Genomic DNA, 24,172 nt, shown 5'->3' with positions numbered 1-24,172 from the left:
ACTTTGTCCACTCGTTGGGCCGCCGCGGCCCTTCGCGCAAGGTAAAGGACTCCTGCACGTCAAGGACCGCGGCGGACCGTCAGCGGGTGTTGCTACTCGTCGTCGGCTTCCTCTCCCGGACGGGAGGTCTGGGTGGCCAGGCTGTCCCAGAAGGAGGTGTCGGCGTCGGCAATTGAACCGTCAGCAATGGCAGCGGCGGTAGCGGTCAGCGTGGTCACCGTCTGCTTGATCAGGTAGCCGTTGCTCCGCAGCCCCAGGGCGTAGCCGTCCAGGTAGTGGTCGGACATGCCCCGCATCTCGAACAGCAGGGTTGAGATGCCGTACTCCACCGCGATGCCGTTGCGGCTGATGGTTTCAGCGCTGCCGCCCACGTACTTGCCCAGGTGGCCCCAACCGGTGGAGTCGACGTTTTCGAAGACCACGGCGCCCAGCTGCTTGGACTTTTCCACTACGGCAGGATCGGCGTTCGGAGTGGTGGGGTACAGGATGGAGCCGGACACCAGTTCGCCGTCACGCTGGCTCCGGGTGCCCTGGTGGTGGAGGTCGATCATGTAATCGATGTTGTACTTGCGCATCACATTGTTGTGCAGCGCCTGGGTCTCGGGCTGGACCTTGGCCACGTGGTCCCGGTTGAGGTCCACTTCATTGGCGTTGTAGCGGGTCATGTTGCGGTCCCCCTTGGCCAGGTAGTCGTCAAGGGAAAAGTTCACGTCGCCCATGGCGCCGTCCGCGTTGAGCATGGGAACCACCAGGATGTTTACGCCGTCAAGGATTCCTGCGGACTTGCCCGTGCCGAGGTGTTTGACGAATTCCAGGGCACCTTCAGTGGTGAGCTGCTCGTTGCCGTGCTGCTGGGTCAGGTAGAGGATGGTGGGTTTGGCCGGGTCCGAGATGTACTTCACCAGGTGGATGTCCCGGCCCTTCACGGTCTGGCCGATAACTTCCAGCTCCATGGCGGACTGGCGGGCGTCCTGGTCCTTGAGGAACGAGACCATCTGGTCGTAGGTGGCAAGCTTCGACGTGGTGATCTGGCCGTTGCCGTCATAGTTGGGGCCTTCTCCGACGGCGAGAGCCGGCGCCGGGACGGTTACTGCGGCCAGGGCCAGGGCTCCGGTCAGTGCCAAAGTCCTGAAGTTTGCCAGGGTTTTTCTCACGGTGAGGTACCTCTTTCGGAAGTGCATTGGATGCGTCCAGCCCCCGATGTCCCCCAGGGACGGGCTGTGACAAAAGCCAACCAACCTGAACTGATGCTGTCAATGGACATGACAGCAATCTGCAGTCAGTTATTACGTTCCGAATGGCCGGATGCACTGGACGCTCCCCGACATATTCCGGAATCGGATTTGCTCCCGGGCAGCCCCCTCGAATTGAGTGGGAGGGACCCATCCGGAGCGGCCGAGAGACCTGGATCGTTGACGCCGCAGCAACCCCACTGAGAGCAGACACGTCCTGCCCTGGGAAGGTGCTACTGCCAGGACCGATGGAAAGGAATTCCAGCATGTCCCTGAACACTGACCACATCCGCGTCACCCACGCAGGATCGTTGCCCCGCACGCCTGAACTGATTGCCGCCAATGCGGCACGCGAGGAGAACCCCACGGACGTGGAGGGCTACAACGACTTGCTCACCGCCTCCGTTGTTGACTTGGTGCAGCGCCAGCAGAGCCTGGGCGTGGACATTCCCAACGACGGCGAGTACGGCCATGCCATGTCAGCGGCAGTGGACTACGGCGCCTGGTGGTCCTACTCCTTCGCCCGGATGGGCGGGCTGGAGCTGGACAATGACGCGAAGTGGGCGGTGGAGCCGAAGGAATCCAGCCCGGGCAACGTCCAGTTGACCGGCTTCATCCACCGCCGCGACCGCGCCATCTTTGCCGAGGCCTATAACGATCCCACCAGCGGCATCTTCACAGGCGGGCCGAAGCCGTTCCCGAAGGTCACCGGGCCGCTGGTTTACACAGGGCAGGAGGCAGTGGCCTCGGACATCGCCAACCTCAAGGCTGGCCTCACAGCAGCCGGACTGGGGGAAGGCTTCGTTGCTGCCCTCTCCCCCGGCAGCGCCTCGCGCATCACCAACGAGTTCTACGCCACGGAGGAGGAGTACATCTATGCCTGCGCCGATGCGCTTCGTGAAGAGTACAAGGCAATTACCGACGCCGGCCTGATCCTGCAGATCGACGATCCCTCCATCGCGGAGAACTGGGACCAGATCAGTCCCGAACCCACTGTTGAGGACTACCTTAAGTTCACGCAGATCCGGGTGGAGGCACTGAACTACGCCCTCCGCGGCCTCCCCGAGGAGCAGGTGCGCTTCCACCTCTGCTGGGGCTCCTGGCACGGCCCGCACACTACCGACCTTCCCCTCGCGGACCTGGTGGACACCATGCTGCAGATCAACGCCGGCGGCTACTCCTTCGAGGCGGCCAACGTGCGCCACGAGCACGAGTGGCGGGTCTGGGAGGACACGAGACTTCCCGAAGGAATGGTCATCATCCCGGGCATTGTCTCGCACGCCACCAACGTGGTGGAGCATCCGGACCTGGTGGCGGACCGCATCGTGCGCTTCGCGGAGGTCGTGGGGCGCGAGAACGTCATTGCCTCTACCGATTGCGGGCTCGGCGGGAGGGTCCACCCGCAGATTGCCTTCGCGAAGCTGGAGGCCCTGGGGGAGGGCGCACGCCGGGCAACCAAGCGCCTCTGGTAGCCGTTTTTCGGCCAGCCAGGACCGCCGGTCCCGTGCCCAACTTTTATCGAGTCAGCGGGACCGGCGTTTCGTTTCCCGGGGCTTGGTAAACTGGTAACGGCCGACCAGGAATCGGCCCACCCCATTTCAACCATCACGGATGCAGTGCGCCGTCGTGCGCCTGCTGTCCGTGCTGGCAGCAACACCAATCCCCGCAGGAGACCCAGCACTACATGACAGCCCTGGCACCCGAATCCTTTCATGACCAACTTCTGAGCCGCCGCTACGAACCCAACGTTGCAGCGGTCAACGAGCTGTGCGATTCCCTCCAGGCTGCGAAGCCCGGCATGGTGGTGCCCTATGTGGACCCCATGCACGACGTCGACGAGTGCCGCATCATCAGCCTGTACTCGAACATCGGCGAGGCCGACAAGTCCGGCTTCATCACCGCGGGCGACCATGACGCCGCCACCCGGATGCTCGGCATCCAGTGGAAGCTGGGCCTGCGTCCGGAATTCGTCATGCCCTGGAACGTGCACCCGTGGCACACCCCCGGAGAGGTCAACGGCAAGTTCACGCCGGACCAGATCTCTGCCGGACTCAAGCCGCTGCTCAAGTTCCTGGCACTCGTTCCGCGCGCCTCGGTCATCGTTGCCCACGGCACGGAAGCCAACCGGCTGGCCAACCTGCTGCTGAAAACTGAAGTCCCGCTGCTCTGGCGCCGCGGCCTGAAGACCTACAAGGTTCGTTCCCTCAGCGGCCGCGCTTTTGCCGGCTCACCGGCGCGCCAGGAGGAGTACCTCGAGGACATGCGCGTCGCTTACGCAGATGCGATGGCGCGGACCGGGCTCCAGAAAGCCAGCTAGTCCCCTGAACGTACGACGGCGGGCGGTCACCTTTTCATAAAAGGTGACCGCCCGCCGTCGTTCCCCCACCCGCCCTCTAGCCTCGCAAGCTCGGCCAGGGAACCCTTTGGGCGTGGGCCCACATCTCAGGAGCCTTCGATGGCTGCCTTGGCCGTGGGGTCGGAGTCGTTAAGGAACTTTTCGATCCGCTCCGGCTCCTCAGCCTCGCCGATGGCGGCTGACGCCCGGCCAAGCGAGTACAGGGCACGGAGGAAGCCGCGGTTGGGCTCGTGCTCCCACGGGATGGGGCCCACGCCGCGCCAGCCGTTGCGCCGCAGCGAGTCCAGTCCGCGGTGGTAGCCCACGCGCGAGTAGGCGTAGGAATCGATGGTGCGTCCCTCAGCCCAGGCCTCTTCAGCCAGGACGGCCCACAGGAGTGAGGACGTGGGATGCTTCTCCACCAGGTCCAGGGCTTCCTGGCCGGCGTCCAGCTGCTGGTAGACCTCGGTCTCGGCAGGCAGGAGCGTAGGCTCCGGGCCCATCAGGTTCCTGCGGAACTCATCCGACATCTAGAAGGTCTTTCCGGCCGAACCGAGCTGCTTGGTCGCTTCAACCACGCGGGCTGCCAGGCCCGCTTCGGCGGAAGCGCCCCAGACGCGCGGATCGTAGGTCTTCTTGTTGCCCACCTCGCCGTCGACCTTCAGGACGCCGTCGTAGTTCCTGAACATGTGGTCCGCCACGGGACGCGTGTAGGCGTACTGGGTGTCGGTGTCGATGTTCATCTTGATGGTGCCATAGGAGACGGCGTCGGCGATTTCCTGGTCCGAGGAGCCGGAGCCACCGTGGAACACGAGGTCGAACGGGCTGTCCTTGCCGATCTTGGCTCCAACCTGGGCCTGGATGTCCTTGAGGATTTCCGGGCGGAGCTTGACGCCGCCGGGCTTGTAGACGCCGTGGACGTTGCCGAAGGTCAGTGCGGTGATGTAGCGGCCGTTCTCGCCGGCGCCCAGTGCCTCGATGGTGGCAAGGGCGTCCTCAACAGTGGTGTAAAGCTTCTCGTTGATCTCGTTCTCAACACCGTCTTCTTCGCCGCCCACGGTGCCGATCTCGACCTCAAGGATCATCTTCGCGGCCGCGGTGCGCTCGAGCAGTTCGCGGGCGATGCGGAGGTTTTCCTGCAGGGTTTCGGCGGAGCCGTCCCACATGTGGGAGTTGAACAGCGGGTTGCGGCCGGCCTTGACCTCAGCCTCGGAGGCAGCCAGCAGGGGCAGGACAAAACCGTCCAGCTTGTCCTTGGGGCAGTGGTCCGTGTGCAGGGCAATGTTGACGTTGTAGCTCTTGGCCACCTCGCGGGCGAACGCCGCGAAGCCCAGCGAGCCGGCAACCATGTCCTTGGTGGAGGCGCCGGACCAGTAGGCCGCACCGCCGGTGGAGACCTGCACGATGCCGTCGGACTCAGCTTCCGCGAAGCCACGCAGTGCGGCGTTCAGCGTCTGCGAGGACGTCACGTTCACGGCCGGGAATGCGAAGCCGCCCGCCTTTGCGCGGTCGATCATCTCGGAGTAGATCTCTGGGGTTGCAATGGGCATGCTGACTCCTATGCTGAGGTTCGTCTATGGGCTGGTAACCCTGGAGTACCGCTTACGGCTAGCACCATCCTAGCCATTACCCGCGCGGAGTGTTCCGGATTACGCCCCACCCGCAACCCGCACCCTCACCCCGCAGGCCCCACCCGTTCAGGTGTGCTGGTTGAACACGTGCCGGCGCACCCAGGCGTGCATGGCGATGGCGGCCGCGGAGGCGGCATTAATGGACCGGGTGGAGCCAAACTGCTCGATGGACAACGTGGCCACGGCGGCCTCGTGGACCTCCGGCGTCAGTCCCGGACCTTCCTGGCCGAACACCAGCACGCAGTCCCTGGGCAGTTCATAGGTTTCCAGCGGGACCGAGTCCGGGAAAATGTCGATCCCGATGATTGCCAGCCCTTCCCCCTGCGCCCAGGCCACGAAGTCCTCGACCGTGGGGTGGTGGCGGACGTGCTGGTAGCGGTCGGTGACCATGGCGCCGCGCCTGTTCCACCGCCGTCGTCCGATGATGTGCACTTCCTTGGCAAGGAACGCGTTGGCGGTGCGCACCACCGTGCCGATGTTCAGGTCGTGCTGCCAGTTCTCGATGGCCACGTGGAAGTTGTGGCGCCTGGAATCCAGTTCCGCCACGATCGCTTCGTGTTTCCAGTAGCGGTATTTGTCCAGCACGTTGCGGCGGTCGCCGTCAGCAAGGAGATCGGGATCCCAGTGGTCGCCTTCCGGCAGTTCACCCTCCCAGGGCCCGACGCCGACCTCGGCCTTTTCGCCTTGCGCCGCCTCGGGCTGCGGCCCGCCCTGCATCTCCCCAGGTATTGGTTGCGGTTCAGATGTCATGCCGGGGGTTTGGTTCACCCCTCAACACTAGACTGGACTTTTCGGGCTTTCATCACAGGCGGAGGTAGGCATGGCAGACGCGGACGAGGTCAAGGGCAACCCTTCGGTGTATCGCAGCGGCCAGGACATCGAGTGCTGGCTGACGGACATGGACGGTGTGCTGGTCCACGAGAACCAGCCCATTCCCGGCGCTGCGGAGCTCATCCAGCGCTGGGTGGATACGTCCAAGCGCTTCCTGGTGCTGACCAACAATTCCATCTTCACCCCGAGGGACCTGGCTGCACGCCTGAGCTCCTCCGGACTGGAGATCCCCGAGGAGAACATCTGGACCTCGGCCCTGGCCACCGCACAGTTCCTCAAGGACCAGGTTCGGGGCTCGGAATCAGGAAACCGTGCCTACACCATTGGCGAAGCGGGACTGACGACGGCGCTGCACGAGGCAGGCTTCATCCTTACCGACCAGAACCCGGACTTTGTGGTGCTTGGCGAGACGCGCACGTATTCCTTCGAGGCCATCACCATGGCCATCCGCCTCATCCTGGCCGGGGCGCGGTTCATTGCCACCAACCCGGATGCCACCGGCCCGTCCAAGGACGGCCCCATGCCTGCCACCGGAGCCATTGCGGCGCTGATCACCAAGGCCACCGGCCGCGAGCCCTACATTGTGGGCAAGCCCAACCCCATGATGTTCCGCTCTGCCATGAACCAGATCGATGCCCACTCCGAAACCACCGCCATGATCGGCGACCGGATGGACACGGACATCATCGCCGGCATGGAAGCCGGCCTGCACACTGTGCTGGTGCTCAGCGGCATCACCCACAAGGATGACATTGCCGCGTACCCGTTCCGGCCCAACCAGATCCTGAATTCGGTGGCTGACCTGAAGAACCAGGTCTAGGACAGCCTAGAAAACTGTCACCCTGGATCCGCCACGGGGCAGCGGGAAATACTCGTCCAGCAGCTCCTTCAGGACGGGCCGGTAAACGTTCGGATTCCAGCCCGGACTTGCATGGGCCGGCCTGGCGCCTTCCGTATGCAGGATGCTCGGCACCATGTTCGCCGTGAAGGCCACAGTCCACGCTTCCACGGCCGTTTGGTAGCGGACGGTGCGGTCCCGGGAGTTGCCGATATATGCCATCTTTGCAGAGCCCAGCTTGCCGACGAACCGGCTTCCGTCGAAGTGGTAGATGTACGCTGATTCAGACTGGATGAGCACGCTTGAGGGCGCGATCGGGGACAGCTGCTCGAGCGTCTGGTCGAGGATCTGGCGCCACGTCCGTTCGTCCTTGTGGATGACCCGCTCCCCCAGCTCGTAGCTGCCGCGGAGCGCGGACGGGAACCGGAACCCCCTCTCGTACAGGAACACCACGCCGTCGAACCAGCTTTGGTCCAGGACATCATTTCTGCTGTACGGGCTTGAGTCCAGGACGATGAATTCGACCTCCACCCCGTGGAGCTCCAGCAGGCGTGCAGCCACCTGCGTGGCCACCATTCCGCCGAAGCTGTGGCCATAGAAAAACAGCTTCGTGAGTTTCAGGGCACGGACGTGCTCAATGACGGCGATCACAATGTCGTCAATATTCAGGCCCTGGTTGGAGTAACCCACTGCCGCCAGCCGGGCCCGCTGGTTCAACGCCCCCCGGAGTGAGTTCAGGATCCACTGGGCCTCTTCCCAGCTGGTCTTATAGCCGGGAAAGAGAAACCAGCTTGCATCCGGGTAGTAAAGATCGGCGAAGTCGTCAGGAACCGGAAGGATGCGGTCCGAGCGCCGCTGGGACTGAACCTGCCGGGTCAGGAGCATGTCTGCAGCCAGCACCCCTGAAGCTCCGGCTGTCGCCAGGAATCCCCGCCGCGAAAACTGTTTAAGGGCAGCACCTTCCGCCAGCAGCCGGGCACCCGGTATCCCGGACCGGCTCTGCGGACTTACCTCCCCCTCATACGGCACACCTCTACCGTAGGCACACCTGAACACGCTGCTGCAACAATGCCGGGGTAACCATTCAGTGACGCCCGGTCAGCCGGACGGCTCAGCTCGCGGCCTGGCCCTCCGAGGCGGGGAGGGGTGCCGGGGACTCGCGCCGGCGCCGCAGGAACTCCTGCCCAATGTCGTTGTACCGGCCCAGCAGGTCCGGGCCGGCGAAGGCCTTTGGTTTGTCCAGCAGGGCGAAGATCCAGTCGCTCGCAGCCAGCAGTTCCTCGTCCGAGTACTCCCCCAGCGGCCGGCCGCACAACTCCTCCAGCTGGCCGGTTGGCACCAGCGGGTACCCGTCGGCAAAGTCCTGGCCGTCCTCGGTCACGTCCGTCAGGACGTCGATCAGTGCAAGGGGCTGTTGCGTCCCCTTCTGTGCTCCGGGCTGCCCCTCGGCATTGGGGGACAGATCCAGGGACACGCCGCTGCCGTAAATTCCGGGGAGGCTGCCTGCATCGACGGCGTTCAGGTCACTCCGGAGTCCGGCAAGGGCAACCGACTCCACCAGTTCAGCCGCGGAGAGGTCCACGCGGATATGGGAGCGGATCCCCATCCTTCGGACGCGCCGGATTATGTGGACGAGTTCGGTGCGGGAACCCTGGTTCAGGCTCCCCTGGATATCAATCCGGACGATGTCGGCAGGGACATCAACGTTAACGAGGGCGTTTAAAGCGCGGTCCATAGGTACTCCAAAAGAGGGTGTCTATGGCCGACGGCTCAACCTCGGTAAGCGTATCCTCCGTGGAAGCTCGGCACAACCCGCCAGTAACAAGGAGTCCGGCGTGCTAAGCGCTTTGGTCTGCCTGCCGCTTCCCGGGTTCCTGGAAGTGGGTGCGCGTCCCGGTGCCTCCCACCGAGTCCACCAGGGACCTGGCAATGTCCCTCAACTTCGTGTTGGTGTTGCTTGACGCCTCGGTGAGGATGGCAACCGCTGCCTCCTGGCTGCACCTGTTCTGGGCCATCACGATGCCGATGGCGATGTCGATGATGGTCCGGGACTCCAACGTCGCCCGGAGATTGGCCGCGCTGTCGGTGTGGAGCGAGAACCGCACTGCCAGGCGGAGCGCCTGGGAAATCTCCCGCGTGAGTTCCCTCGCCCTTGCAGCGGCACGCTCATCGAACTTGTGCGGCGCATCGGAGTACAGGTTGAGCGCAGCCTTTGCTTCACCCTGAAGGTTGAAGGGCAGGGACAACACGGACCGCAGGCCATGGGAGGCCACCGCTGCGGCATAGTCGGGGCCCCAGCGGTTTTCCTCGAACAGGTCCGGAACGTTGACCTCGCGTTCCTCCTGGGCGGCTGTCAGGCAGGGCCCCTGCGACAGCGAATACTGGATTTCATCCACTTCCCGCGCCGAATCGCTGCTCCAGCCAATGGTGGCCGCTTTCCTGTCCCGGAGGAGGGTGATGCCGCACAGGGCGTCGTCGCCGTCACCGGCCATCTGGTGCGCGGAAAACCGCGCCAGTTCGTTGAGGAAGTCCTCAAAGTCGGCACTTTCCAGGATCAGGTTTTGAACCTGATCGGTGGTGCTCAAGGCTTGTTCAGGGGGGAGCATGGTGCACGTTCTCCGTACGGGGAAAAAGGGGTTATCGCAAATGATAGAGCAGCCCCACGGTGCGGTCCAACACGCAGGCGGGCGTCCAGCCAGTCCACAGGGCTCCGGATGCCCTGCTGAAAGGCCAAGGCAGCCGGGGCCCCGGAGGGTCAGGACAAGCCGAGTTCATCCTTGCCGAAGGCGAACAGGTACGGGACGCCGGTCTCCGCCTCGATCTTTTCCTTGGCTCCGGTGTCCCGGTCGACGATGACGGCGACGGCCACAACGTTGCCGCCGGCGTTCCGGACGCCTTCCACTGCTGTCAGCGCCGAGCCGCCCGTGGTGGACGTGTCCTCGAGGACCAGCACTTTGCGGCCTTCCACGGACGGGCCCTCCACCTGGCGGCCCATGCCGTAGGACTTCTGTGCTTTGCGGACCACAAAGGCGTCAACTTTGCGGCCGGCGTCAACGGCAGCATGCATCACTGCGGTACCAACGGGATCGGCTCCCATGGTGAGTCCGCCGGCGCACTCGAAGTCGATCCCGGCGTCGTCCGCCAGGGCCAGCATGACCTGGCCCACGAGCTTGGAGGCCTCGTGGTGCAGCGTGATGCGGCGGAGGTCGATGTAGTAATCGGCTTCGGCCCCGCTGGACAGGATCACCTTGCCGCGGACAACGGCGAGTTCCTTGATCAGTTCCAGCAGGCGGGCGCGGGCGGCTGCAGTGTCTACTGCAGTGTCACTGGGGGAAGTCATGGACCCCAGTTTAGTGGGGGTGGAACGGTGTGGATGGTTGAGGCCTGTTGCTGCCGCTGGCTAGGCTGGTCAGCATGCGCGAACTCCAGGCAAGCATCATTGAAGAAATGGGCGTCCAGCCCCGGATCGATCCCGCCGGGGAGGTGCGCAGGCGCGTCACATTCCTCAAGGATTACCTGAAGGCCACCCACACGAAGGGCTTTGTCTTGGGCATTTCCGGTGGCCTGGACTCTTCCCTGGCCGGGAAGCTGGCCCAATTGGCTGTCGAGGAGCTCGAGGCCGAGGGTGTGGACGCGAACTTCGTGGCCGTGCGCCTGCCTTATGGCGTCCAGCACGACGAGGAAGATGCCCAGGCCGCCCTGGACTTCATCCGGCCCAAAACCGAGTGGACGTTCAATATCTCGGCCGCCGTGGATGGCTTCGAGGACGAGTTCGAGAAGACCGTGGGCTCCGAAATCTCCGACTTCCACAAGGGCAACACCAAGGCACGCACCCGCATGATCGCCCAGTATGCCCTGGCTGGAGAACACAACTACCTGGTCCTGGGCACGGACCACGGCGCGGAGTCCGTCACCGGCTTCTTTACCAAATACGGCGACGGCGGCGCGGACATCCTTCCGCTGTTTGGCCTGAACAAACGGCAGAACCGCGCCCTGCTGGCCGAGCTCGGCGCTCCTGCCCGCGTCTGGGAGAAGGTGCCCACCGCGGACCTGCTGGACGACAAGCCGGGCCGCACGGACGAGGACGAGCTGGGCCTGAGCTACGACCAGATCGACGATTACCTGGAAGGCCGGGACGTCCCTGAGTCCGTGGCCGAACTGATCGAAGAGAAGTACTTGCGTACCCGGCACAAGCGCACCGTCCCCGTCACCATTTTTGATACCTGGTGGAAGCGCCAGGGCCCGGAAGAGCCCCGCGCGGGGCTCTAGGAGCTCAGCAGGGGGCCGCTGGATTCCCCCACTGTCAGGAAGCACGACGGCGCGCCGCACCGGAAAGGGCGGGGCGCCGTCGTCGTTCCCCGGCAAAGGTGGGCAGACTCAGTGCGTCCTGCTCCCCTTCCCGTCCCCGTTGAGCTGCTGGGTGATGCGGTGCGCCTCGGCCATCAGGAGGCCGCCCAGCTCCTCCTGCCGCTCGGGCTTGAAGCGGGGCTCGATCCCGGTGAGGGAAAGCGCCCAGGCAGGCCTGCCTGACGCATCGAACACCGCGGCGCCCATCCCCCAGCTGCCTTCCAGTACCAGCCCCGGATTGACCGAGTAGCCGTCCTGCCGTGTCCGGGCAAGGTTGGCCCGGACCAGCTCCTCCGGGTGGCCCGCCGCGAAGGCGCCGGCACGCTCACCCCAATCAGCCAGCAACTCTTCCTGCTCGGCCTCGGGCAGGAATGCCATGATGGCGGTGCCCGCGGAGGCCACACCGAGGGGGAAACGGACACCCTCGTGCAGCACAAAGGACCGGACAGGGAAGCTCCCCTCCTCACGCAGCAGGCACACCGTCTCCGAACCGCGGCGGATGGAGAAGAAGGCACTCTCACCTGTGGCCCCGGCCAGCCTGCGAAGGCTCGGCCGGGCAATGTCCTCAAGCGGAAACCGCGCGGCAGCCACCGACCCCATGAGGAGCATCTCAGGGCCCAGCACCCAGTTCCCGCTGCCCGCGTCGTGGTCCAGCAATCCCTCGGACGCGAGGGAGGAGAGGAGCCGGTAAGCGGTGGGCCGCGTGAGCCCGGATTCGCTCACCAGAGCGGACAGCGGCATCCCCTCTGCGCTGCGCCCCACAAGCCGCAGCAGTCCGGCGACGCGGCTGACCACCTGGGCGCCCTGTACTGACGAATTAGTCACTTTCCTCCTCAATTGTCCATAATATGGACTCGGCTAATGCTACCGTCCACACTGTAAAATCCGGAGTCAAAGGCGCCTTTTCTCGCCTTGACACGCCCTTCAAAGCGCCCGTAGTGTCCTTTTCCAAGCCCCGGGTCCACAAGATGGACAAACACTTCGGGCTTCTCAATGAGGAGGCGCCATGTCCAAACTTCAACCAGCAGCCGCCGTCGCCCTGGCGGGGGCACTCCAGGACGGCATCACGCTTGCCGTGGGCGGCTTCGGCCTGAGCGGCATCCCCGCAGACCTGATCGAAGCCGTCCGCGATTCCGGTGTGAAGGACCTGACGGTGGTCTCGAACAACATGGGAGTGGACGGCAAGGGTCTGGGAATCCTGATCGAAGCGGGCCAGGTCCGCAAGGTGATCGCCAGCTACGTGGGCGAAAACAAGCTCTTCGCGGAGCAGTACCTGGCCGGCAACCTGGAGGTGGAGTTCACGCCGCAGGGAACCCTGGCGGAGCGCCTCCGCGCCGGCGGCGCCGGCATCCCCGCTTTCTACACCAAAACCGGCGTGGGCACCCTGGTTGCCGAGGGCAAGCCCCACGAGGTGTTCGACGGCGAAACGTACGTCCGCGAGCGCGCGATCCGGGCCGACGTCGCGCTTGTCCACGCGCACACCGCAGACACGGACGGAAACCTGTTTTACCGCTACACCGCCCGGAACTTCAACCCGGTGGTTGCAACAGCCGGCCTCCTGACCATCGCGGAGGCCGAAGTGGTTGTGGAACCTGGGCAACTGGATCCCAACCACATCGTCACGCCCGGCGTGTACGTCCAGCGCCTGGTGCAGGCCAGGGAGCGCGTCAAGGACATCGAGCAGCGCACCGTGCGCCCCGCCGCACGCCGCACTGCGGAAACTGTTCCGGCCTAACCCCCACTACTCATTCAAGGGGACCCCCATGGCCTGGACCAGGGATGACATGGCTACCATCGCAGCCGAAGAACTGAACGACGGCGACTACGTAAACCTGGGCATCGGCATCCCCACGCTGGTGGCCAACAACCTCCCCGAGGGCGTGCGTGTTGTCCTGCAGAGCGAAAACGGCCTGCTCGGCATGGGCCCGTTCCCCTATGAGGGCGAGGAGGACGCCGACCTCATCAACGCGGGCAAGCAGACCGTCACGGTGCTCCCCGGCGGAAGCATCTTCGATTCCGCCACCTCCTTCGGCATGATCCGGGGCGGACACGTCAAAGTAGCCATCCTGGGGGCCATGCAGGTCTCCGGCAACGGCGACCTCGCCAACTGGACCATCCCCGGCAAGATGGTCAAAGGCATGGGCGGCGCCATGGACCTGGTGGCCGGGACGCCCCGCGTGGTGGTCCTCACCGAGCACAACGCCAAGGACGGCAGCGCCAAGATCGTGCGGGAATGCACCCTGCCCCTCACGGGACTGGCGTGCGTGGACCGGATCGTCAGCGACCTCGCCGTCTTCGACCTCTACAGGACGGACGACGGCGGGCGGCAGCTCACGCTGACCCGCCTCGCTCCCGGGGTCACGGTGGAGGAGATCCGGGAAAAGACGGAAGCCGCGTTCACCGTGGCCCTGGACGCGCCGGCAGCCGCTGCCCTGGAAGGAGCCACAGCATGAGCCTGCAGGAACAGTTCGGTAAGGATGTCCTCCTGACCGGCTGGGGACACAGCCGCTTCGGAAAACTCACAGAGGAAACCCTTGAGTCCCTGATCGTCCAGGTTGCCACCGAGGCCATCGCGAACGCCGGGATCGAGCCCGGCCAGATCGACGAAATCTACCTCGGCCAGTTCAACTCCGGGATGATGCCGCTGGCCTTCCCGTCGTCGCTGGCGCTGCAGGTCTCGGCAGACCTGGCGAACGTTCCCGCCACCCGCGTGGAGAACGCCTGTGCCTCCGGTTCCGCAGCTTTCCAGCAGGGCACCAAGTCCCTGCTGGCGGGCACAGCGAAAACGGTGCTGGTGATCGGCGCGGAAAAGATGACCCACGCGGGCGCTGACGTGGTGGGGGCAGGGCTCCTGGGCGCCGACTATGACATGGCGGGTAAAGCCTCCACCACCGGCTTCACTGGACTCTTTGCCGAGGTGGCCAAGCACTACGGGAAGCGGTACGGCGACGGCAACCTGGGTGATGTCCTGGGCAGCATCGCCGCAAAGAACCACCGCAACGGCGTGGACAACCCCTACGCCCAGCTCCGCAAGGACCTTGGCGAGGACTTCTGCCGCACGGTCTCGGACAAGAACCCCATGGTGGCCGACCCGCTGCGCCGCACCGACTGCTCCCCCGTGTCCGACGGCGCCGCCGCCGTCGTGCTGTCCACTTCCCCGACCGGCGGTGCCGGCGCAGCGGTGCGGCTGGCAGGCTTCGGCCACGCCAACGACTTCTTCCCCGCATCGCGCCGGGACCCGGTTGCCTTCAACGCCACCCGGGTGTCCTGGCAGCGCGCCCTGGCGATGGCCGGTGTCGGGCTGGAGAACCTGGACTTCGCGGAAGTGCACGACTGCTTCACCATCGCTGAACTGCTGATGTACGAGGCGATGGGCCTGACGGAGCCGGGCCAGGGTGCCCGTGCCGTCGAGGAGGGCTGGGTGTACAAGGACGGGAAACTGCCCATCAACGCCTCCGGCGGCCTCAAGGCCAAGGGCCATCCCGTGGGAGCCACGGGAGTATCCCAGCACGTCATCGCCGCCATGCAGCTGACCGGAACCGCGGGCGGCATGCAGCTGGCCAGCCCCCGCCGGGCCGCGGTCCAGAACATGGGCGGCGTGGGCATCGCCAACTACGTCAGCATCCTCGAGGCCCTGTAACCCCCTTAGCCGGGGTTAGCCGCCGGCTCGGATGAGTGCGGCGATCTCCGTGAACCCCAGCCGTTCCGCGTTCTGCAGCGCAGTCCTTCCCTCCGGATCCCTGATGGTGGGGTCCGCGCCCGCAGCCAGGAGAAGCCTGACCACTTCCTGCTGCCTGGGCCTGCCGTTGTTCAACAGGATGGCCTCCTGCATGGCGGTCCAGCCAAGGTTGTTGACGTGGTTCACCGGCACTCCTGCATCGATGAGGATCTGCACCGTTTCCACGTGGCCGTGTTCACTGGCCGGGATCAGTGCTGTCCCGCCGTACCGGTTGGTGCTGGCGACGTCCGCCCCGGCGGCCAACGTCAGCCGGAGCACCTCATTGAATCCTTCGGCACCGGCGTACAGGAAGGCCGAATCCTGGATGGCGTCCTTGGCGTTGACGTTGCCGCCGCGGGCAATCAATTGGCTGACCAGCGGCACGTTGTTTGCCTTGGCTGCGGCGATCAGCTCCTGGTCAAGCTGCGCCTGCGCTTCAGCGGAGAGCGCAGGCAGTGTGGTTGCCGGTACAGGGGAGGGAGACGCCGGTACCGTTGCGGGCGGCTGGACGGCGGCTGGGGTCGTCAGAGGCGACGGCGGCCGGGACGCCGTTGCCTCTGACGGCCCCGGGCCCGCCTGGCACCCGGCCAGGCCAAGCACCACAAACAGGGCCCCGAACCATCTCATGCGCCCAGCCTACTGAGCGGCGCCGGCGGCCGCGATGGCGTCCGCACCGGCTGCGGCACAGGCCTCATCCAGCGCGCCATCGGGAGCGCCGCCGACGCCGATGCCGGCCACCGAAACCCCGTTCACCTTTAGCGGGACGCCGCCGGCCAGGAAGAGCGTGCCGGGGAGGTCGGCGATGCCGGGGCCGGTTCCGTTGATGCGCTTGGCCAGTTCGCTGGTGGGGGTCCCAAAGGCGGCGGCGGTGTAGGCCTTCTGCTGTGCAGCCTCAATGGTGTGCTCGGCCGCGTTGTCTCCTCGAAGCAGCGCCTGCACGGTCCCGAAGCGGTCCACGAGCGCCACCGTCACAAAGGGAAGCTTGTCCGCCTGGCATTTCGCCAAAGCCGCCTGCACCGCCCTGGCGGAAGCGCCCACGGAGATCCGGTTCTGTTGCACCACGTTCTCTGGCACTGGCTGGACATCGGCAGCAGGGACGGCAGTGGGAGCGGAACCGGCGCCGGCATTCGCGGCAACCGTTACCCCGGCGGTGAGGGCCAGCGCGCTGGCGGCTGCGGCGGCAAGGACTTTCGCGGACTTCTTCATGGTGTTCCTCTGATCGAATGCTTGGTGCGGGTACCCTTCAATCCTTCCCGCGCCGGCCTGCCCTGCCATCGGGCCTTTGGCTGTTGCCTCCTGCGCCAAAAGGCCAGCTGCATCAGCCAAAAGGCTGAGAGACGCAGAGGAGCGGGAGCCATAGCATTGTGGATAGCCTGCCCTCCAGCCGAACCGGAATCCCCATGTCCCGAGCATCCGTCCAAACGCCTGACAGCCCCGTCAGGGCCGGCCCCGGCACAGCCCCGGGCTTCTCCTCCGGCAGCGATCCGGGCCGAACCTCCGTGGCGGGCATCGACCTGGCTGTCCATCTTGGCTTCGCTGTTCTCCTGGTGGCGTCACTGGTCCGTTACGTCATGCGGCACAGCCCCGCCGACAACCTGGTGATCCTCGGCCTGGCCGCCGGCGCCTGCCTGCTCTACGCCGTCGTCGCGGTTCTGGCCCGGCAGGGGCGCCCCGGCGCTCCATGGATGTTTGCGCTCGTGGCACTGTGGGCTGTCCTGGTGATCGCCGCACCCAGCTTCGCCTGGTGCTCGTTCGCACTGTTCTTCCTCAGCCGCGCCGCCCTGGCCGGAACCGCGGCCTACGCCGCAGCAGGTATTACCGCTGCCGCCACGGCTGCCGGACTGTTCCGGATGAGCAACGGCACGGATCTTGCCATGCTCCTCGGCCCCCTGGCAGTGGGGGCCATGCTGACACTGATCTACGACCAGATCCAGCACGACGCCGAGGAGCAGCGCCGGCTGCACGCTGAGGTTTCCCTTGCCCAGGGACAGCTGGCAGCGAGCGAGCGCCGTGCCGGCACCATCGAGGAGCGGGAAAGGGTTTCCCGGGAAATCCACGACACCGTGACCCAGGGACTTGCCAGCAGCCTGCTCCTTCTCGAAGCCGCAGGGCGCTCCTGGCCCTCGGACTCAGCGCACACGGACCTTGGCCGGGCCAGTGCCTTGCTCCGGGGCAGCCTGTCAGAGACACGCGCCCTGGTGCACGAACTCGCTTCCCCCGGACTCGAGAACTGTCCCCTTCCCGACGCCCTGCTCCTCGCAGCCAGGCAGTACGTCCCCGAAGCCCGGCTCCTGGTCACCGGGCAACCGCGCCCTGTCCCTGCAGACGTCCGCCATGCCCTGCTTCGGGTGGTGCAGAGCGCTGCCTCCAACATCCGGCTGCACGCCTCCGCTGACGCAGTGACTGTGACCTTCGGTTTCCTTCCCGAGGCAGTCACTTTGGACATCTACGACGACGGCGGGGGCTTTGATCCGGCGGCGGCGGCAGCGCCGTCGAGCGTCGGAGGGTACGGACTGCGTGCCATGCGGCAGCGGGTGGAGCAGCTGGGCGGGACCTTCTCAGTGCAAAGCGCACCGGGCGAAGGGACAATCGTGGCGGCCCAGCTGCCCGTCGCCGGGGACGGGCAGCAGCCAGTGGAGCATCAGGCATGAGCGCGATCACTGTGCTGCTCGTGGATGACCATCTGGTGGTCAGGAGCGGGCTGCGGGCGCTACTGGGAACCCAACCGGACCTGCAGGTGACGGCAGAGGCGGCATCCGGGGAGGAAGCACTGCGAATGGTGCAGGAGCAGGAACCTGCCGTAGTGGTCATGGATCTTGCCATGGGTGCCGGGATGGACGGGATCGAGGCGATCCGGAGGATTCGCGCGGTTAACGCCCGGCAGGCCATCCTGGTGTTCACCACCTACGATTCCGACGCCGACATTGTGCGTGCGGTGGATGCCGGCGCCATGGGCTACCTGCTGAAGGACGCTGCACCGGAGGAAATCTTCGCTGCCATTCGCGGTGCAGTGCAGGGCAGGAGCGTCATGAGCCCGCCGGTGGCATCGCGGCTGTTCCAGCAACTGCGCAACCCGGAAGAAATACTTACTCCTCGGGAGGCGGAACTGCTCAGCCTGCTTACCCAGGGACTGAGCAACCGCGAGCTAGGCCGGCGCCTATTCATCTCGGAAGCCACGGTGAAAACCCACCTTGCCCACATCTACGCCAAGCTCGGCGTGGACACCAGGGCGGCCGCAATTGCCACCGCTATCCGCCGTGAAGGCATGCGCTGACCTCGCCAAATGTTGCCCAACCCTTGCAACCGGGGCCTGCGCCCCGTACGTTGGGGACTGCGGGGGACGTTCTCCCCGCACTCCTGGCCGATGGCCGGGGGAGAGAATCAGAGTCACACGAAGGAATGCAGCCATGGCAACAGGCACAGTTAAATGGTTCAACGCCGAAAAGGGTTTTGGCTTCATTGCCCCCGATGACGGGTCCGCTGACGTTTTCGCCCACTACTCGGCTATCGCCAGCAGCGGATACCGTTCACTCGATGAGAACCAGAAGGTCGAATTCGATGTGACCCAGGGCCCCAAGGGCCCGCAGGCAGAGAACATCCGCCCGCTCTAAAGGCTTAGGTGCCCGCCGGTGCAAGCCGGCGGACCCCCGTACCCTGCAGCGGCCTCTCCAGCGTTCAGCTGGAGGGGCCGCTGTTTTTTGCTTCCCCAAACCCTGGCAATACCCTTCCTTCCACCCCTTCAGCCCGGAATTTGGGACAATCGGAGGGTGAGCGGACAAGACCAGGACCCATGGGAAGAGTTCGACAACCTGGGACCGGCCGCGCCGGACCGCATTCCCGGACATCCGGGCGGGGAACCCCTCGGCTTCGGTTTCCGGACCGGAGTACGCAGCGCCCGCGTCGCCGTTGGATTCGCCGTGTACACCCTTGCCTTGGGGACAGCCCTGGCGCTGACCGGATGCATTGTTTTCGCTGCCCGGGGGGAATGGCTGCTGGTGGGGTTGATGCTGGTGATCGAGGCGGTTTTCATCATCGCGTTCCGCCGGCTCGTTGCGCAGGCAAGGAACCGCTCCGGCCGCCGGCGCCCCCGCGGTCATGGTTTCCCCGAAAAGCCTGCTTGACCTTGACGCAGCGTCAACCCCTACGCTCGGAGCATGGAAGCAACCGAAGCCGGGGCAGGTGTGGACTGGTCCATCCAGGACGTCGCCAGGATGGCAGGCACTACCAGCCGCACGCTCCGGCACTACGACGACATCGGGCTTCTAAAACCCAGCCGCGTGGCGAATAACGGCTACCGCTACTACAACGGGGCAGCGCTCCTGCAGCTTCAACGGACCCTCCTGCTCCGGGAACTCGGGCTGGGGCTGCCGGCAATCGCCGAAGTCTTCCAGCACGAGACAGACACGGTCAAAGCGCTGAGCAGCCACCTGGACTGGCTCCGGCGGGAGCAGGAGCGGCTGGCGCGGCAGGTCCTGTCCGTACAGCAAACAATCGAAACAGTGAAAGAAGGAGGCGACCTCATGGCGGAAAAGATGTTTGACGGCTTCGACCACACCCAGTACAAGGACGAGGTGGAGGAGCGCTGGGGCAAGGATGCATACGCCACAGCCGATGCCTGGTGGCGGGGCATGGGAGCCGGGCAGAAACAGGAGTGGAAGTCCCGCGCCGAAAGGCTCGGCAGCGACTGGATCGCGGCGTCCGGATCAGGTCTCGCCGCTGACAGCCCCGAAGCGCAGGACCTGGCGCGGCGCCACGTTGAGTGGTTGACGTCCATCCCCGGTACTCCCGCGTCTGAAAGCGGCGGGGACGTTAAGGGGTATGTGGAGGGGCTGGCGGAGATGTACGTCGCCGACGCCCGGTTCGCAGCAAACTACGGTGGCGAAGCGGGCGCCGGTTTCGTGCGGGACGCGCTGCGTGCCTACGCCAAAAGGAACCTCTAGGGAAGTACGGCCGGAACGACGGCGTGGCGCGGGATGGCTGGTACAGCTCAGGGCCGTCGGCCCAGCCGCTTCCGCAGTGCGACTGCGGCCCCCGCCAGTACTCCCGCGCCCGCTGCCATCCGCTGCGCCGTCCGCCGTCGGCCGTGCCATCCGCCGGTGGTGGAAGCCGTTCCGATGTACTGCGACGCCTGGTGAAGGTTCCCTGTAGTCACAGCGGCTGACTGCCGCCGCGAGAGCTGGCGGTGGTCCACCTGCCGGGCAATGGCCGCTTCAACTGCGCCTGGTGAGAACTTGTGCTGCAGGACCAAAAGCCTGCCTCCCAGTCCACCCGCGACCGTTTCGCGCCGGGGGTGTGCTGCGAGCTTCACCACGGCTTTGGCCACCCGCTGCGGCGTGTACACGGGGGGCATGGCCTTGGGGCGGCGGCCCGTGACGTTGGCTGCGTTCTGGTAGAACGGCGTATCAATAGTGGCCGGGAGGACCGTGCACACGTTCACGCCGGTAACACCTTCACGGGCCAGTTCCGAGCGCAGGCTGATGCTGAGGGCCCGTACCGCGGCCTTGGACATGGAATACGCGGCGGAGTAGGGCACCGGGGTTTCCGCCACGATGGACGAAACATTGATCAGGGTGCCCGAGCCCTGGGCTGTCTGGCGGATGAGCGCAGCCCGGGCACCATTGACGTAGCCGGTAATGTTCACATCCAATACCCGTTGGAAGTCCTGTGGCGGAATCTCGGTCAGCAGGCCGAAGGCGCCGACCGCTGCGTTGTTGACCCACACATCCAGCCGCCCGAACTCCTCGACGGCGCGGGAGGCCAGTTCCCCCACCTTGCCGGCGTCGGTGACGTCGGTGGGGACGGCGATGGCATTCGCGCCGCGTTTCCTGCACGCAGCAGCGACGGCTTCCAGCGATTCCGCTCCCCGGGCAGCCAGGACCAGCCGGGCCCCCTTGGTGGCGAAACGCAGGGCAGTGGCCCTGCCGATCCCGCTGGACGCCCCGGTAATAACCACCACTGAATTCCTGACGCGCATGCCGCCTCCCCTTTCGAATGAACATCCGGGATAAACACTAAGTAGGCTTAGTGTTTGATGCTACCCATGCCGGGCAGGCGGGACAACGGCCCGGCCGGGGTGAAGAAGGGGGAATTCAGAGGAACGCTGACTTCCCGGTTACGGCCCGACCCACGATGAGGGAGTTGATCTCGTAGCTGCCTTCGTAGGTATAGAGAATTTCGGCGTCACCGAACAGTTTGCCCATCTCATAGTCCGCGCTGATGCCGTTACCGCCCAGCAGCGACCTCCCCATGGCCACCGTGGCCCGCGCCAGCCTGGTGGTGGTGGCTTTTGCCATGGCCGCCTGTGCCATCTCGAGCTTTCCTTCCTCCCGGATACGTGCCAGCTGGACCATGAGGGACAGTGAAGCCGTGGCATTGCCCAGCATGTCGGCGAGCTGCTGCTGGACTAATTGGAACCGTGCCAGTTCCCTCCCGAACTGCCGGCGGGCCAGTGAGTAGGCACGGGCGGCATCGAACGCGGCAAGCTGGATTCCGGCCGCCTGCCAGCCCACCCAGGCCCGCGAGTCCCGCAATAGACCGTTCGCTGCGGAAAAGCCCGTGGCGCCCGGCAGCAGGTTGCCGGCCGGAATCCGCACGCTATCCAACGTGATATCGGCGTTTTGCATGATCCGCAGGCCGATCTTGTTGGAGATCTTGGTGGCCGCATAGCCGGGCCTGTCCGTCTCGACAATAAAGGCCTTGACCTGCCGGTCCTCCACATCCCGAGCCCAGACCAGCGCGAAGTCGGCGATGGTTGCCGCCCCGATCCAGCGCTTGGCGCCGCTCAGGACCCAGGTGCCGCCGTCGAGCCGGGCGGATGTCTCCAGCCCGCCGGAAATGTCCGAGCCATGCTCCGGCTCGGTCAGGGCAAAGGCGCCCAGGCGCGTGAAGGTCTTCAGGCCGGGCAGCCAACGGAGCTTCTGTTCCTCAGAACCCAGCGCGGTGAGCGTGCCCACGATCAGTTCATTGTGGATTCCGGCCAGTGCAGAGAGGGATACGTCCGCCCTTGCCAGCTCCACGTACATCATGCCCTTGAAAAGGGTGGAGCTGCCGTCCACATGGAGGGCGCCAAGGCCGTACGTGCCCATTTCCGCCAGCAGGCCAAAGGGAAACTCTTCGCGGTTCCAGTATGGAATGGATGATGCCCGTACGCGCGCCTGCAGGAACTTCCGGATACGGAGATAACGCTTCCGCTCGGAGGCAGGCAGGAGATCCGCGATGTACATGAGGTCAGCATCGGGGAAAGGGAGCGTCCCGTTGAGTCCATCAAGCTCCACGCGCTCCGGCCCCTTCCGCTCCACCAAACGTTGGATGTCCTAGTATATTCACAAGGCAGGAGAAAGAGTGAGGCACGTCACTGGCAGGAAAGGTGTTCCATGGATACTTCGCTGTCCCGCGACCCCATTGCCGAAGCGCAGCGGAACTGGGAGGAGCACGGCTGGGGGGACGCGGCCGCTTCCATGGCCGCCATCACAGCCATTATGCGGACGCAGCAGATCCTGCTGGCCCGGATCGAGACCACGCTCAAACCTTTCGGGCTGACGTTTGCCCGCTATGAGCTCCTGGCGCTGCTAAGTTTCGCCAGGAAAGGCTCCCTGCCCATGAATAAGGCGAGCGCACTGCTCCAGGTGCATCCCACGTCCATTACGAATGCAGTGGACCGCCTTGAGCGCGCCGGACTGGTGGAGCGCTCCCGGCATCCCACCGACGGCAGGACAACACTCATTGAGCTCACCGCAGCGGGACGCACCTTGGCGAAACGTTCGACGGCGGCGCTTAACGCCGGCGTGTTCAGCGCCCCGGGCTTTGATGCAGGCGATGTGGACCAGCTGATCCGCATCCTGGGAGCTTTCCGCCGGAACGCCGGCGACTTTCAGGACTGACCGGTCAGGGCCGGAATTTCTCCCGCTTAAGCCGCCGAACCACCACCGCGGCCACCAAAACGGCCAGGGCAGCGTACACCGCATAATTCAGGAACTTCGAATACTTTTCAATCAGCTGGTACTGGGTTCCCAGGAGGTATCCCAGGCCAATCAGCGCAGCGTTCCACAAACCGCTGCCCGCGACGGTGTACAGGCTGAAGGTGGTTAGCGGCATGCCGGATGCTCCGGCCGGGAGGGAGATCAGGCTGCGCACGCCGGGGAGCAGCCTGCCGAAAAAGATCGAGGACCTGCCGTGGCGGCGGAACCAGCCTGCGGCCCTTTCGAAGTCTTCCCGGTCCACCAAAGGCAACCTGGACAGTCCGCGGATGGAACGCTCGAGACCCAGTTTTGCGCCCAGCCAATAGAGGAACAGCGCACCAAGGTAGGCCCCCAGGGTGCTGGTAATGAAGATGAGGACCAGATTCAGGGATCCCTGCTTGGCGAGGTAGCCAGCCAACGGCAGGATCACTTCACTCGGGATGGGCGGCACCACGGTTTCGGCAAGGGTGAAGGCACCCACACCCCACTCACCCAGCTGCTCGATGGTCCGGGCAGCCAAACCGACCAGGCCGGTGAGATTATCTGTCGACCCGCCTGTATCAGCAGCCATTCCCAGCATTCCAACTCCCCCGTCTGCTTCCACGTTGCCCTGCCTGTCTACCTTACGCAGCTGAAAAAAGTCTGGACCCGGAGTTACGTCGGCTTTGCACGGACGTGCATCCGCTCCCCCTGCGTCCCAAAAAGGCTGAGGAACTCCACCGCTTTTCCGTCCGCCCTCCCAAACCAGTGCGGCACGCGGGTGTCGAACTCGACGGCTTCCCCGGCCCCGAGGACCAGGTCCTGGCTGCCCAGCACCATACGGAGCTTCCCGTTGAGGACATACAGCCACTCGTACCCCTCGTGCACCTGGGGATGTGGCTGGTCCAGCGGGCCCGCCGGCAGGATGTGCTTGTAGGCCTGGATGCCGCCCGGTTTCCGGGTCAGCGGGACAATGGTCATCCCCCTGACAGTGATAGGGCGCAGATGCACCCGGGGGTCACCCGTCGCCGGCGCCCCCACCAGCTCATCAAGCGGAACCTGGTACGCCCTGGCCAGGGGCAACAGCAACTCAAGGTTGGGCCGCCGCTGTCCGGACTCCAGCCGCGAGAGCGTACTCAGCGAGATGCCTGTGGCTTCGGCCAAAGCCGACAAAGTCATGTCGCGTGCCAGGCGGAGCGCTCTGAGCCGGGGCCCCACCGCCGCCAGGACTGCGTCCGTTCCACTGCCCATGCCACTGTCACCCATGCCCTTATCTTGCCATTTCAGCAAAGATCTTTGCTAC

The 24,172-nt window shown here is 65.2% G+C and carries 28 protein-coding genes; 13 read left to right on the top strand and 15 right to left on the bottom strand.

What is annotated here, in order from left to right:
- Positions 1–92 precede the first annotated feature (92 nt).
- Positions 93–1,181 (bottom strand): M14 family zinc carboxypeptidase, encoded by a 1,089-nt coding sequence (locus CXX84_RS11015; protein ID WP_102976753.1) that lies wholly within the window; start codon positions 1,179–1,181, stop codon positions 93–95.
- Positions 1,182–1,498: 317 nt separating this feature from the next.
- On the opposite strand from CXX84_RS11015, the gene CXX84_RS11010 reads away from it, so the two are divergent.
- Together CXX84_RS11010 and CXX84_RS11005 are read left to right on the top strand one after the other, a co-directional pair.
- Positions 1,499–2,704, top strand: a complete 1,206-nt coding sequence (locus CXX84_RS11010; protein ID WP_102976752.1) for a cobalamin-independent methionine synthase II family protein — start codon at positions 1,499–1,501, stop codon at positions 2,702–2,704.
- A gap of 212 nt (positions 2,705–2,916) precedes the next feature.
- Positions 2,917–3,549 carry a uracil-DNA glycosylase gene (locus tag CXX84_RS11005; RefSeq protein ID WP_102976751.1) on the top strand — a complete coding sequence of 211 codons (633 nt, stop codon included), beginning with the start codon at positions 2,917–2,919 and terminating at the stop codon, positions 3,547–3,549.
- Positions 3,550–3,674: 125 nt separating this feature from the next.
- Here the strand turns inward: CXX84_RS11005 and CXX84_RS11000 are convergent, their stop codons facing one another.
- The 3 genes from CXX84_RS11000 to CXX84_RS10990 all read right to left on the bottom strand — a co-directional run bounded on the left by CXX84_RS11000 (position 3,675) and on the right by CXX84_RS10990 (position 5,948).
- Complete coding sequence (locus CXX84_RS11000; RefSeq protein ID WP_102976750.1) at positions 3,675–4,097, bottom strand: DUF3151 domain-containing protein; 423 nt, start codon at positions 4,095–4,097, stop codon at positions 3,675–3,677.
- Positions 4,098–5,117: a class II fructose-bisphosphate aldolase gene (gene fbaA, locus CXX84_RS10995; protein WP_102976749.1), complete on the bottom strand. Its 1,020-nt coding sequence runs from the start codon at positions 5,115–5,117 to the stop codon at positions 4,098–4,100.
- Positions 5,118–5,264: 147 nt separating this feature from the next.
- Positions 5,265–5,948: a TrmH family RNA methyltransferase gene (locus CXX84_RS10990; RefSeq protein WP_411266207.1), complete on the bottom strand. Its 684-nt coding sequence runs from the start codon at positions 5,946–5,948 to the stop codon at positions 5,265–5,267.
- 70 nt (positions 5,949–6,018) lie between these two features.
- Between CXX84_RS10990 and CXX84_RS10985 the strand changes: the two genes are divergently transcribed.
- Positions 6,019–6,849, top strand: coding sequence for an HAD-IIA family hydrolase (locus CXX84_RS10985; RefSeq protein ID WP_102976747.1), 831 nt, complete (start codon positions 6,019–6,021; stop codon positions 6,847–6,849).
- A 6-nt stretch (positions 6,850–6,855) separates the two neighbouring features.
- On the opposite strand, the gene CXX84_RS10980 is transcribed toward CXX84_RS10985, so the two are convergent.
- From CXX84_RS10980 to pyrE, 4 genes are all read right to left on the bottom strand, one after another.
- Positions 6,856–7,896, bottom strand: coding sequence for an alpha/beta fold hydrolase (locus CXX84_RS10980; protein ID WP_102976746.1), 1,041 nt, complete (start codon positions 7,894–7,896; stop codon positions 6,856–6,858).
- A gap of 82 nt (positions 7,897–7,978) precedes the next feature.
- Positions 7,979–8,602: a hypothetical protein gene (locus tag CXX84_RS10975; protein WP_102976745.1), complete on the bottom strand. Its 624-nt coding sequence runs from the start codon at positions 8,600–8,602 to the stop codon at positions 7,979–7,981.
- A gap of 103 nt (positions 8,603–8,705) precedes the next feature.
- Positions 8,706–9,473, bottom strand: a complete 768-nt coding sequence (locus tag CXX84_RS10970; protein WP_102976744.1) for a GAF and ANTAR domain-containing protein — start codon at positions 9,471–9,473, stop codon at positions 8,706–8,708.
- Positions 9,474–9,622: 149 nt separating this feature from the next.
- On the bottom strand, positions 9,623–10,207 hold the full coding sequence (pyrE, locus tag CXX84_RS10965) for an orotate phosphoribosyltransferase (RefSeq protein WP_102976743.1): 585 nt from the start codon (positions 10,205–10,207) through the stop codon (positions 9,623–9,625).
- A 74-nt stretch (positions 10,208–10,281) separates the two neighbouring features.
- Between pyrE and nadE the strand changes: the two genes are divergently transcribed.
- A complete protein-coding gene (gene nadE, locus CXX84_RS10960) occupies positions 10,282–11,136 on the top strand; it encodes an ammonia-dependent NAD(+) synthetase (RefSeq protein WP_102976742.1) in 855 nt (284 codons plus the stop codon).
- A gap of 108 nt (positions 11,137–11,244) precedes the next feature.
- On the opposite strand, the gene CXX84_RS10955 is transcribed toward nadE, so the two are convergent.
- Entirely contained in the window at positions 11,245–12,039 is a 795-nt protein-coding gene (locus CXX84_RS10955) for an IclR family transcriptional regulator (protein WP_102976741.1), read from the bottom strand.
- 181 nt (positions 12,040–12,220) lie between these two features.
- On the opposite strand from CXX84_RS10955, the gene CXX84_RS10950 reads away from it, so the two are divergent.
- Genes CXX84_RS10950 through CXX84_RS10940 form a run of 3 tightly spaced genes read left to right on the top strand, consistent with a single transcriptional unit; the run spans position 12,221 to position 14,854 of the window.
- Positions 12,221–12,949 (top strand): CoA transferase subunit A, encoded by a 729-nt coding sequence (locus CXX84_RS10950; protein ID WP_102976740.1) that lies wholly within the window; start codon positions 12,221–12,223, stop codon positions 12,947–12,949.
- Positions 12,950–12,977: 28 nt separating this feature from the next.
- The gene (locus tag CXX84_RS10945) at positions 12,978–13,667 is read left to right on the top strand and encodes a CoA transferase subunit B (RefSeq protein WP_102976739.1); all 690 of its coding nucleotides are present in this window, start codon (positions 12,978–12,980) and stop codon (positions 13,665–13,667) included.
- Positions 13,664–14,854 (top strand): acetyl-CoA acetyltransferase, encoded by a 1,191-nt coding sequence (locus tag CXX84_RS10940; protein ID WP_102976738.1) that lies wholly within the window; start codon positions 13,664–13,666, stop codon positions 14,852–14,854. The genes CXX84_RS10945 and CXX84_RS10940 overlap by 4 nt, the downstream gene beginning before the upstream one ends.
- Before the next feature lie 15 nt (positions 14,855–14,869).
- On the opposite strand, the gene CXX84_RS10935 is transcribed toward CXX84_RS10940, so the two are convergent.
- Both CXX84_RS10935 and CXX84_RS10930 read right to left on the bottom strand, forming a co-directional pair.
- Positions 14,870–15,559 carry an ankyrin repeat domain-containing protein gene (locus CXX84_RS10935; protein WP_102976737.1) on the bottom strand — a complete coding sequence of 230 codons (690 nt, stop codon included), beginning with the start codon at positions 15,557–15,559 and terminating at the stop codon, positions 14,870–14,872.
- Between the two features lie 9 nt (positions 15,560–15,568).
- Positions 15,569–16,138 carry a GlcG/HbpS family heme-binding protein gene (locus CXX84_RS10930; RefSeq protein WP_102976906.1) on the bottom strand — a complete coding sequence of 190 codons (570 nt, stop codon included), beginning with the start codon at positions 16,136–16,138 and terminating at the stop codon, positions 15,569–15,571.
- Positions 16,139–16,332: 194 nt separating this feature from the next.
- On the opposite strand from CXX84_RS10930, the gene CXX84_RS10925 reads away from it, so the two are divergent.
- The 5 genes from CXX84_RS10925 (at position 16,333) to CXX84_RS10905 (ending at position 19,872) form a co-directional block, all read left to right on the top strand.
- Positions 16,333–17,583, top strand: a complete 1,251-nt coding sequence (locus tag CXX84_RS10925; protein WP_102976736.1) for a sensor histidine kinase — start codon at positions 16,333–16,335, stop codon at positions 17,581–17,583.
- Positions 17,580–18,206, top strand: coding sequence for a response regulator (locus tag CXX84_RS10920; protein WP_102976735.1), 627 nt, complete (start codon positions 17,580–17,582; stop codon positions 18,204–18,206). Before CXX84_RS10925 ends, CXX84_RS10920 begins: the two co-directional genes overlap by 4 nt.
- A gap of 133 nt (positions 18,207–18,339) precedes the next feature.
- Entirely contained in the window at positions 18,340–18,543 is a 204-nt protein-coding gene (locus tag CXX84_RS10915) for a cold-shock protein (protein ID WP_013599688.1), read from the top strand.
- Positions 18,544–18,699: 156 nt separating this feature from the next.
- Positions 18,700–19,053: a hypothetical protein gene (locus tag CXX84_RS10910; protein ID WP_102976734.1), complete on the top strand. Its 354-nt coding sequence runs from the start codon at positions 18,700–18,702 to the stop codon at positions 19,051–19,053.
- A gap of 33 nt (positions 19,054–19,086) precedes the next feature.
- Positions 19,087–19,872, top strand: a complete 786-nt coding sequence (locus tag CXX84_RS10905; RefSeq protein WP_223253065.1) for a MerR family transcriptional regulator — start codon at positions 19,087–19,089, stop codon at positions 19,870–19,872.
- A gap of 47 nt (positions 19,873–19,919) precedes the next feature.
- Here the strand turns inward: CXX84_RS10905 and CXX84_RS10900 are convergent, their stop codons facing one another.
- Together CXX84_RS10900 and CXX84_RS10895 are read right to left on the bottom strand one after the other, a co-directional pair.
- Entirely contained in the window at positions 19,920–20,906 is a 987-nt protein-coding gene (locus tag CXX84_RS10900) for an SDR family oxidoreductase (RefSeq protein WP_102976733.1), read from the bottom strand.
- 115 nt (positions 20,907–21,021) lie between these two features.
- On the bottom strand, positions 21,022–22,155 hold the full coding sequence (locus CXX84_RS10895) for an acyl-CoA dehydrogenase family protein (RefSeq protein WP_102976904.1): 1,134 nt from the start codon (positions 22,153–22,155) through the stop codon (positions 21,022–21,024).
- Positions 22,156–22,305: 150 nt separating this feature from the next.
- On the opposite strand from CXX84_RS10895, the gene CXX84_RS10890 reads away from it, so the two are divergent.
- Positions 22,306–22,812 carry a MarR family winged helix-turn-helix transcriptional regulator gene (locus CXX84_RS10890; RefSeq protein ID WP_102976732.1) on the top strand — a complete coding sequence of 169 codons (507 nt, stop codon included), beginning with the start codon at positions 22,306–22,308 and terminating at the stop codon, positions 22,810–22,812.
- 4 nt (positions 22,813–22,816) lie between these two features.
- Here CXX84_RS10890 and CXX84_RS10885 read toward each other — a convergent pair whose 3' ends face one another.
- Both CXX84_RS10885 and CXX84_RS10880 read right to left on the bottom strand, forming a co-directional pair.
- A complete protein-coding gene (locus CXX84_RS10885; protein ID WP_102976731.1) occupies positions 22,817–23,470 on the bottom strand; it encodes a DedA family protein in 654 nt (217 codons plus the stop codon).
- A gap of 74 nt (positions 23,471–23,544) precedes the next feature.
- Positions 23,545–24,135 (bottom strand): helix-turn-helix domain-containing protein, encoded by a 591-nt coding sequence (locus CXX84_RS10880; protein WP_223253064.1) that lies wholly within the window; start codon positions 24,133–24,135, stop codon positions 23,545–23,547.
- Positions 24,136–24,172 lie beyond the last annotated feature (37 nt).

Source organism: Arthrobacter sp. AFG7.2 (genome assembly GCF_002892835.1).
Classification (GTDB): Bacteria; Actinomycetota; Actinomycetes; order Actinomycetales; family Micrococcaceae; genus Arthrobacter.
This window is presented reverse-complemented; position numbering and strand designations above follow the sequence as displayed.

What these genes read in the sequence shown, in the direction of transcription:
- CXX84_RS10900 (WP_102976733.1), bottom strand. Translation starts at nt 20,906, where the DNA reads ATGCGCGTCAGGAATTCAGTGGTGGTTATTACCGGGGCGTCCAGCGGG.
- CXX84_RS11005 (WP_102976751.1), top strand. Translation starts at nt 2,917, where the DNA reads ATGACAGCCCTGGCACCCGAATCCTTTCATGACCAACTTCTGAGCCGC.
- CXX84_RS10925 (WP_102976736.1), top strand. Translation starts at nt 16,333, where the DNA reads ATGTCCCGAGCATCCGTCCAAACGCCTGACAGCCCCGTCAGGGCCGGC.
- CXX84_RS10990 (WP_411266207.1), bottom strand. Translation starts at nt 5,948, where the DNA reads ATGACATCTGAACCGCAACCAATACCTGGGGAGATGCAGGGCGGGCCG.
- CXX84_RS10945 (WP_102976739.1), top strand. Translation starts at nt 12,978, where the DNA reads ATGGCCTGGACCAGGGATGACATGGCTACCATCGCAGCCGAAGAACTG.
- CXX84_RS11000 (WP_102976750.1), bottom strand. Translation starts at nt 4,097, where the DNA reads ATGTCGGATGAGTTCCGCAGGAACCTGATGGGCCCGGAGCCTACGCTC.
- pyrE (WP_102976743.1), bottom strand. Translation starts at nt 10,207, where the DNA reads ATGACTTCCCCCAGTGACACTGCAGTAGACACTGCAGCCGCCCGCGCC.
- CXX84_RS10885 (WP_102976731.1), bottom strand. Translation starts at nt 23,470, where the DNA reads ATGCTGGGAATGGCTGCTGATACAGGCGGGTCGACAGATAATCTCACC.
- CXX84_RS10920 (WP_102976735.1), top strand. Translation starts at nt 17,580, where the DNA reads ATGAGCGCGATCACTGTGCTGCTCGTGGATGACCATCTGGTGGTCAGG.
- CXX84_RS10985 (WP_102976747.1), top strand. Translation starts at nt 6,019, where the DNA reads ATGGCAGACGCGGACGAGGTCAAGGGCAACCCTTCGGTGTATCGCAGC.
- nadE (WP_102976742.1), top strand. Translation starts at nt 10,282, where the DNA reads ATGCGCGAACTCCAGGCAAGCATCATTGAAGAAATGGGCGTCCAGCCC.
- CXX84_RS11010 (WP_102976752.1), top strand. Translation starts at nt 1,499, where the DNA reads ATGTCCCTGAACACTGACCACATCCGCGTCACCCACGCAGGATCGTTG.
- CXX84_RS10930 (WP_102976906.1), bottom strand. Translation starts at nt 16,138, where the DNA reads ATGAAGAAGTCCGCGAAAGTCCTTGCCGCCGCAGCCGCCAGCGCGCTG.
- CXX84_RS10935 (WP_102976737.1), bottom strand. Translation starts at nt 15,559, where the DNA reads ATGAGATGGTTCGGGGCCCTGTTTGTGGTGCTTGGCCTGGCCGGGTGC.
- CXX84_RS10940 (WP_102976738.1), top strand. Translation starts at nt 13,664, where the DNA reads ATGAGCCTGCAGGAACAGTTCGGTAAGGATGTCCTCCTGACCGGCTGG.
- CXX84_RS10890 (WP_102976732.1), top strand. Translation starts at nt 22,306, where the DNA reads ATGGATACTTCGCTGTCCCGCGACCCCATTGCCGAAGCGCAGCGGAAC.
- CXX84_RS10915 (WP_013599688.1), top strand. Translation starts at nt 18,340, where the DNA reads ATGGCAACAGGCACAGTTAAATGGTTCAACGCCGAAAAGGGTTTTGGC.
- CXX84_RS10975 (WP_102976745.1), bottom strand. Translation starts at nt 8,602, where the DNA reads ATGGACCGCGCTTTAAACGCCCTCGTTAACGTTGATGTCCCTGCCGAC.
- CXX84_RS11015 (WP_102976753.1), bottom strand. Translation starts at nt 1,181, where the DNA reads ATGCACTTCCGAAAGAGGTACCTCACCGTGAGAAAAACCCTGGCAAAC.
- CXX84_RS10880 (WP_223253064.1), bottom strand. Translation starts at nt 24,135, where the DNA reads ATGGGTGACAGTGGCATGGGCAGTGGAACGGACGCAGTCCTGGCGGCG.
- fbaA (WP_102976749.1), bottom strand. Translation starts at nt 5,117, where the DNA reads ATGCCCATTGCAACCCCAGAGATCTACTCCGAGATGATCGACCGCGCA.
- CXX84_RS10905 (WP_223253065.1), top strand. Translation starts at nt 19,087, where the DNA reads ATGGAAGCAACCGAAGCCGGGGCAGGTGTGGACTGGTCCATCCAGGAC.
- CXX84_RS10970 (WP_102976744.1), bottom strand. Translation starts at nt 9,473, where the DNA reads ATGCTCCCCCCTGAACAAGCCTTGAGCACCACCGATCAGGTTCAAAAC.
- CXX84_RS10895 (WP_102976904.1), bottom strand. Translation starts at nt 22,155, where the DNA reads ATGTACATCGCGGATCTCCTGCCTGCCTCCGAGCGGAAGCGTTATCTC.
- CXX84_RS10950 (WP_102976740.1), top strand. Translation starts at nt 12,221, where the DNA reads ATGTCCAAACTTCAACCAGCAGCCGCCGTCGCCCTGGCGGGGGCACTC.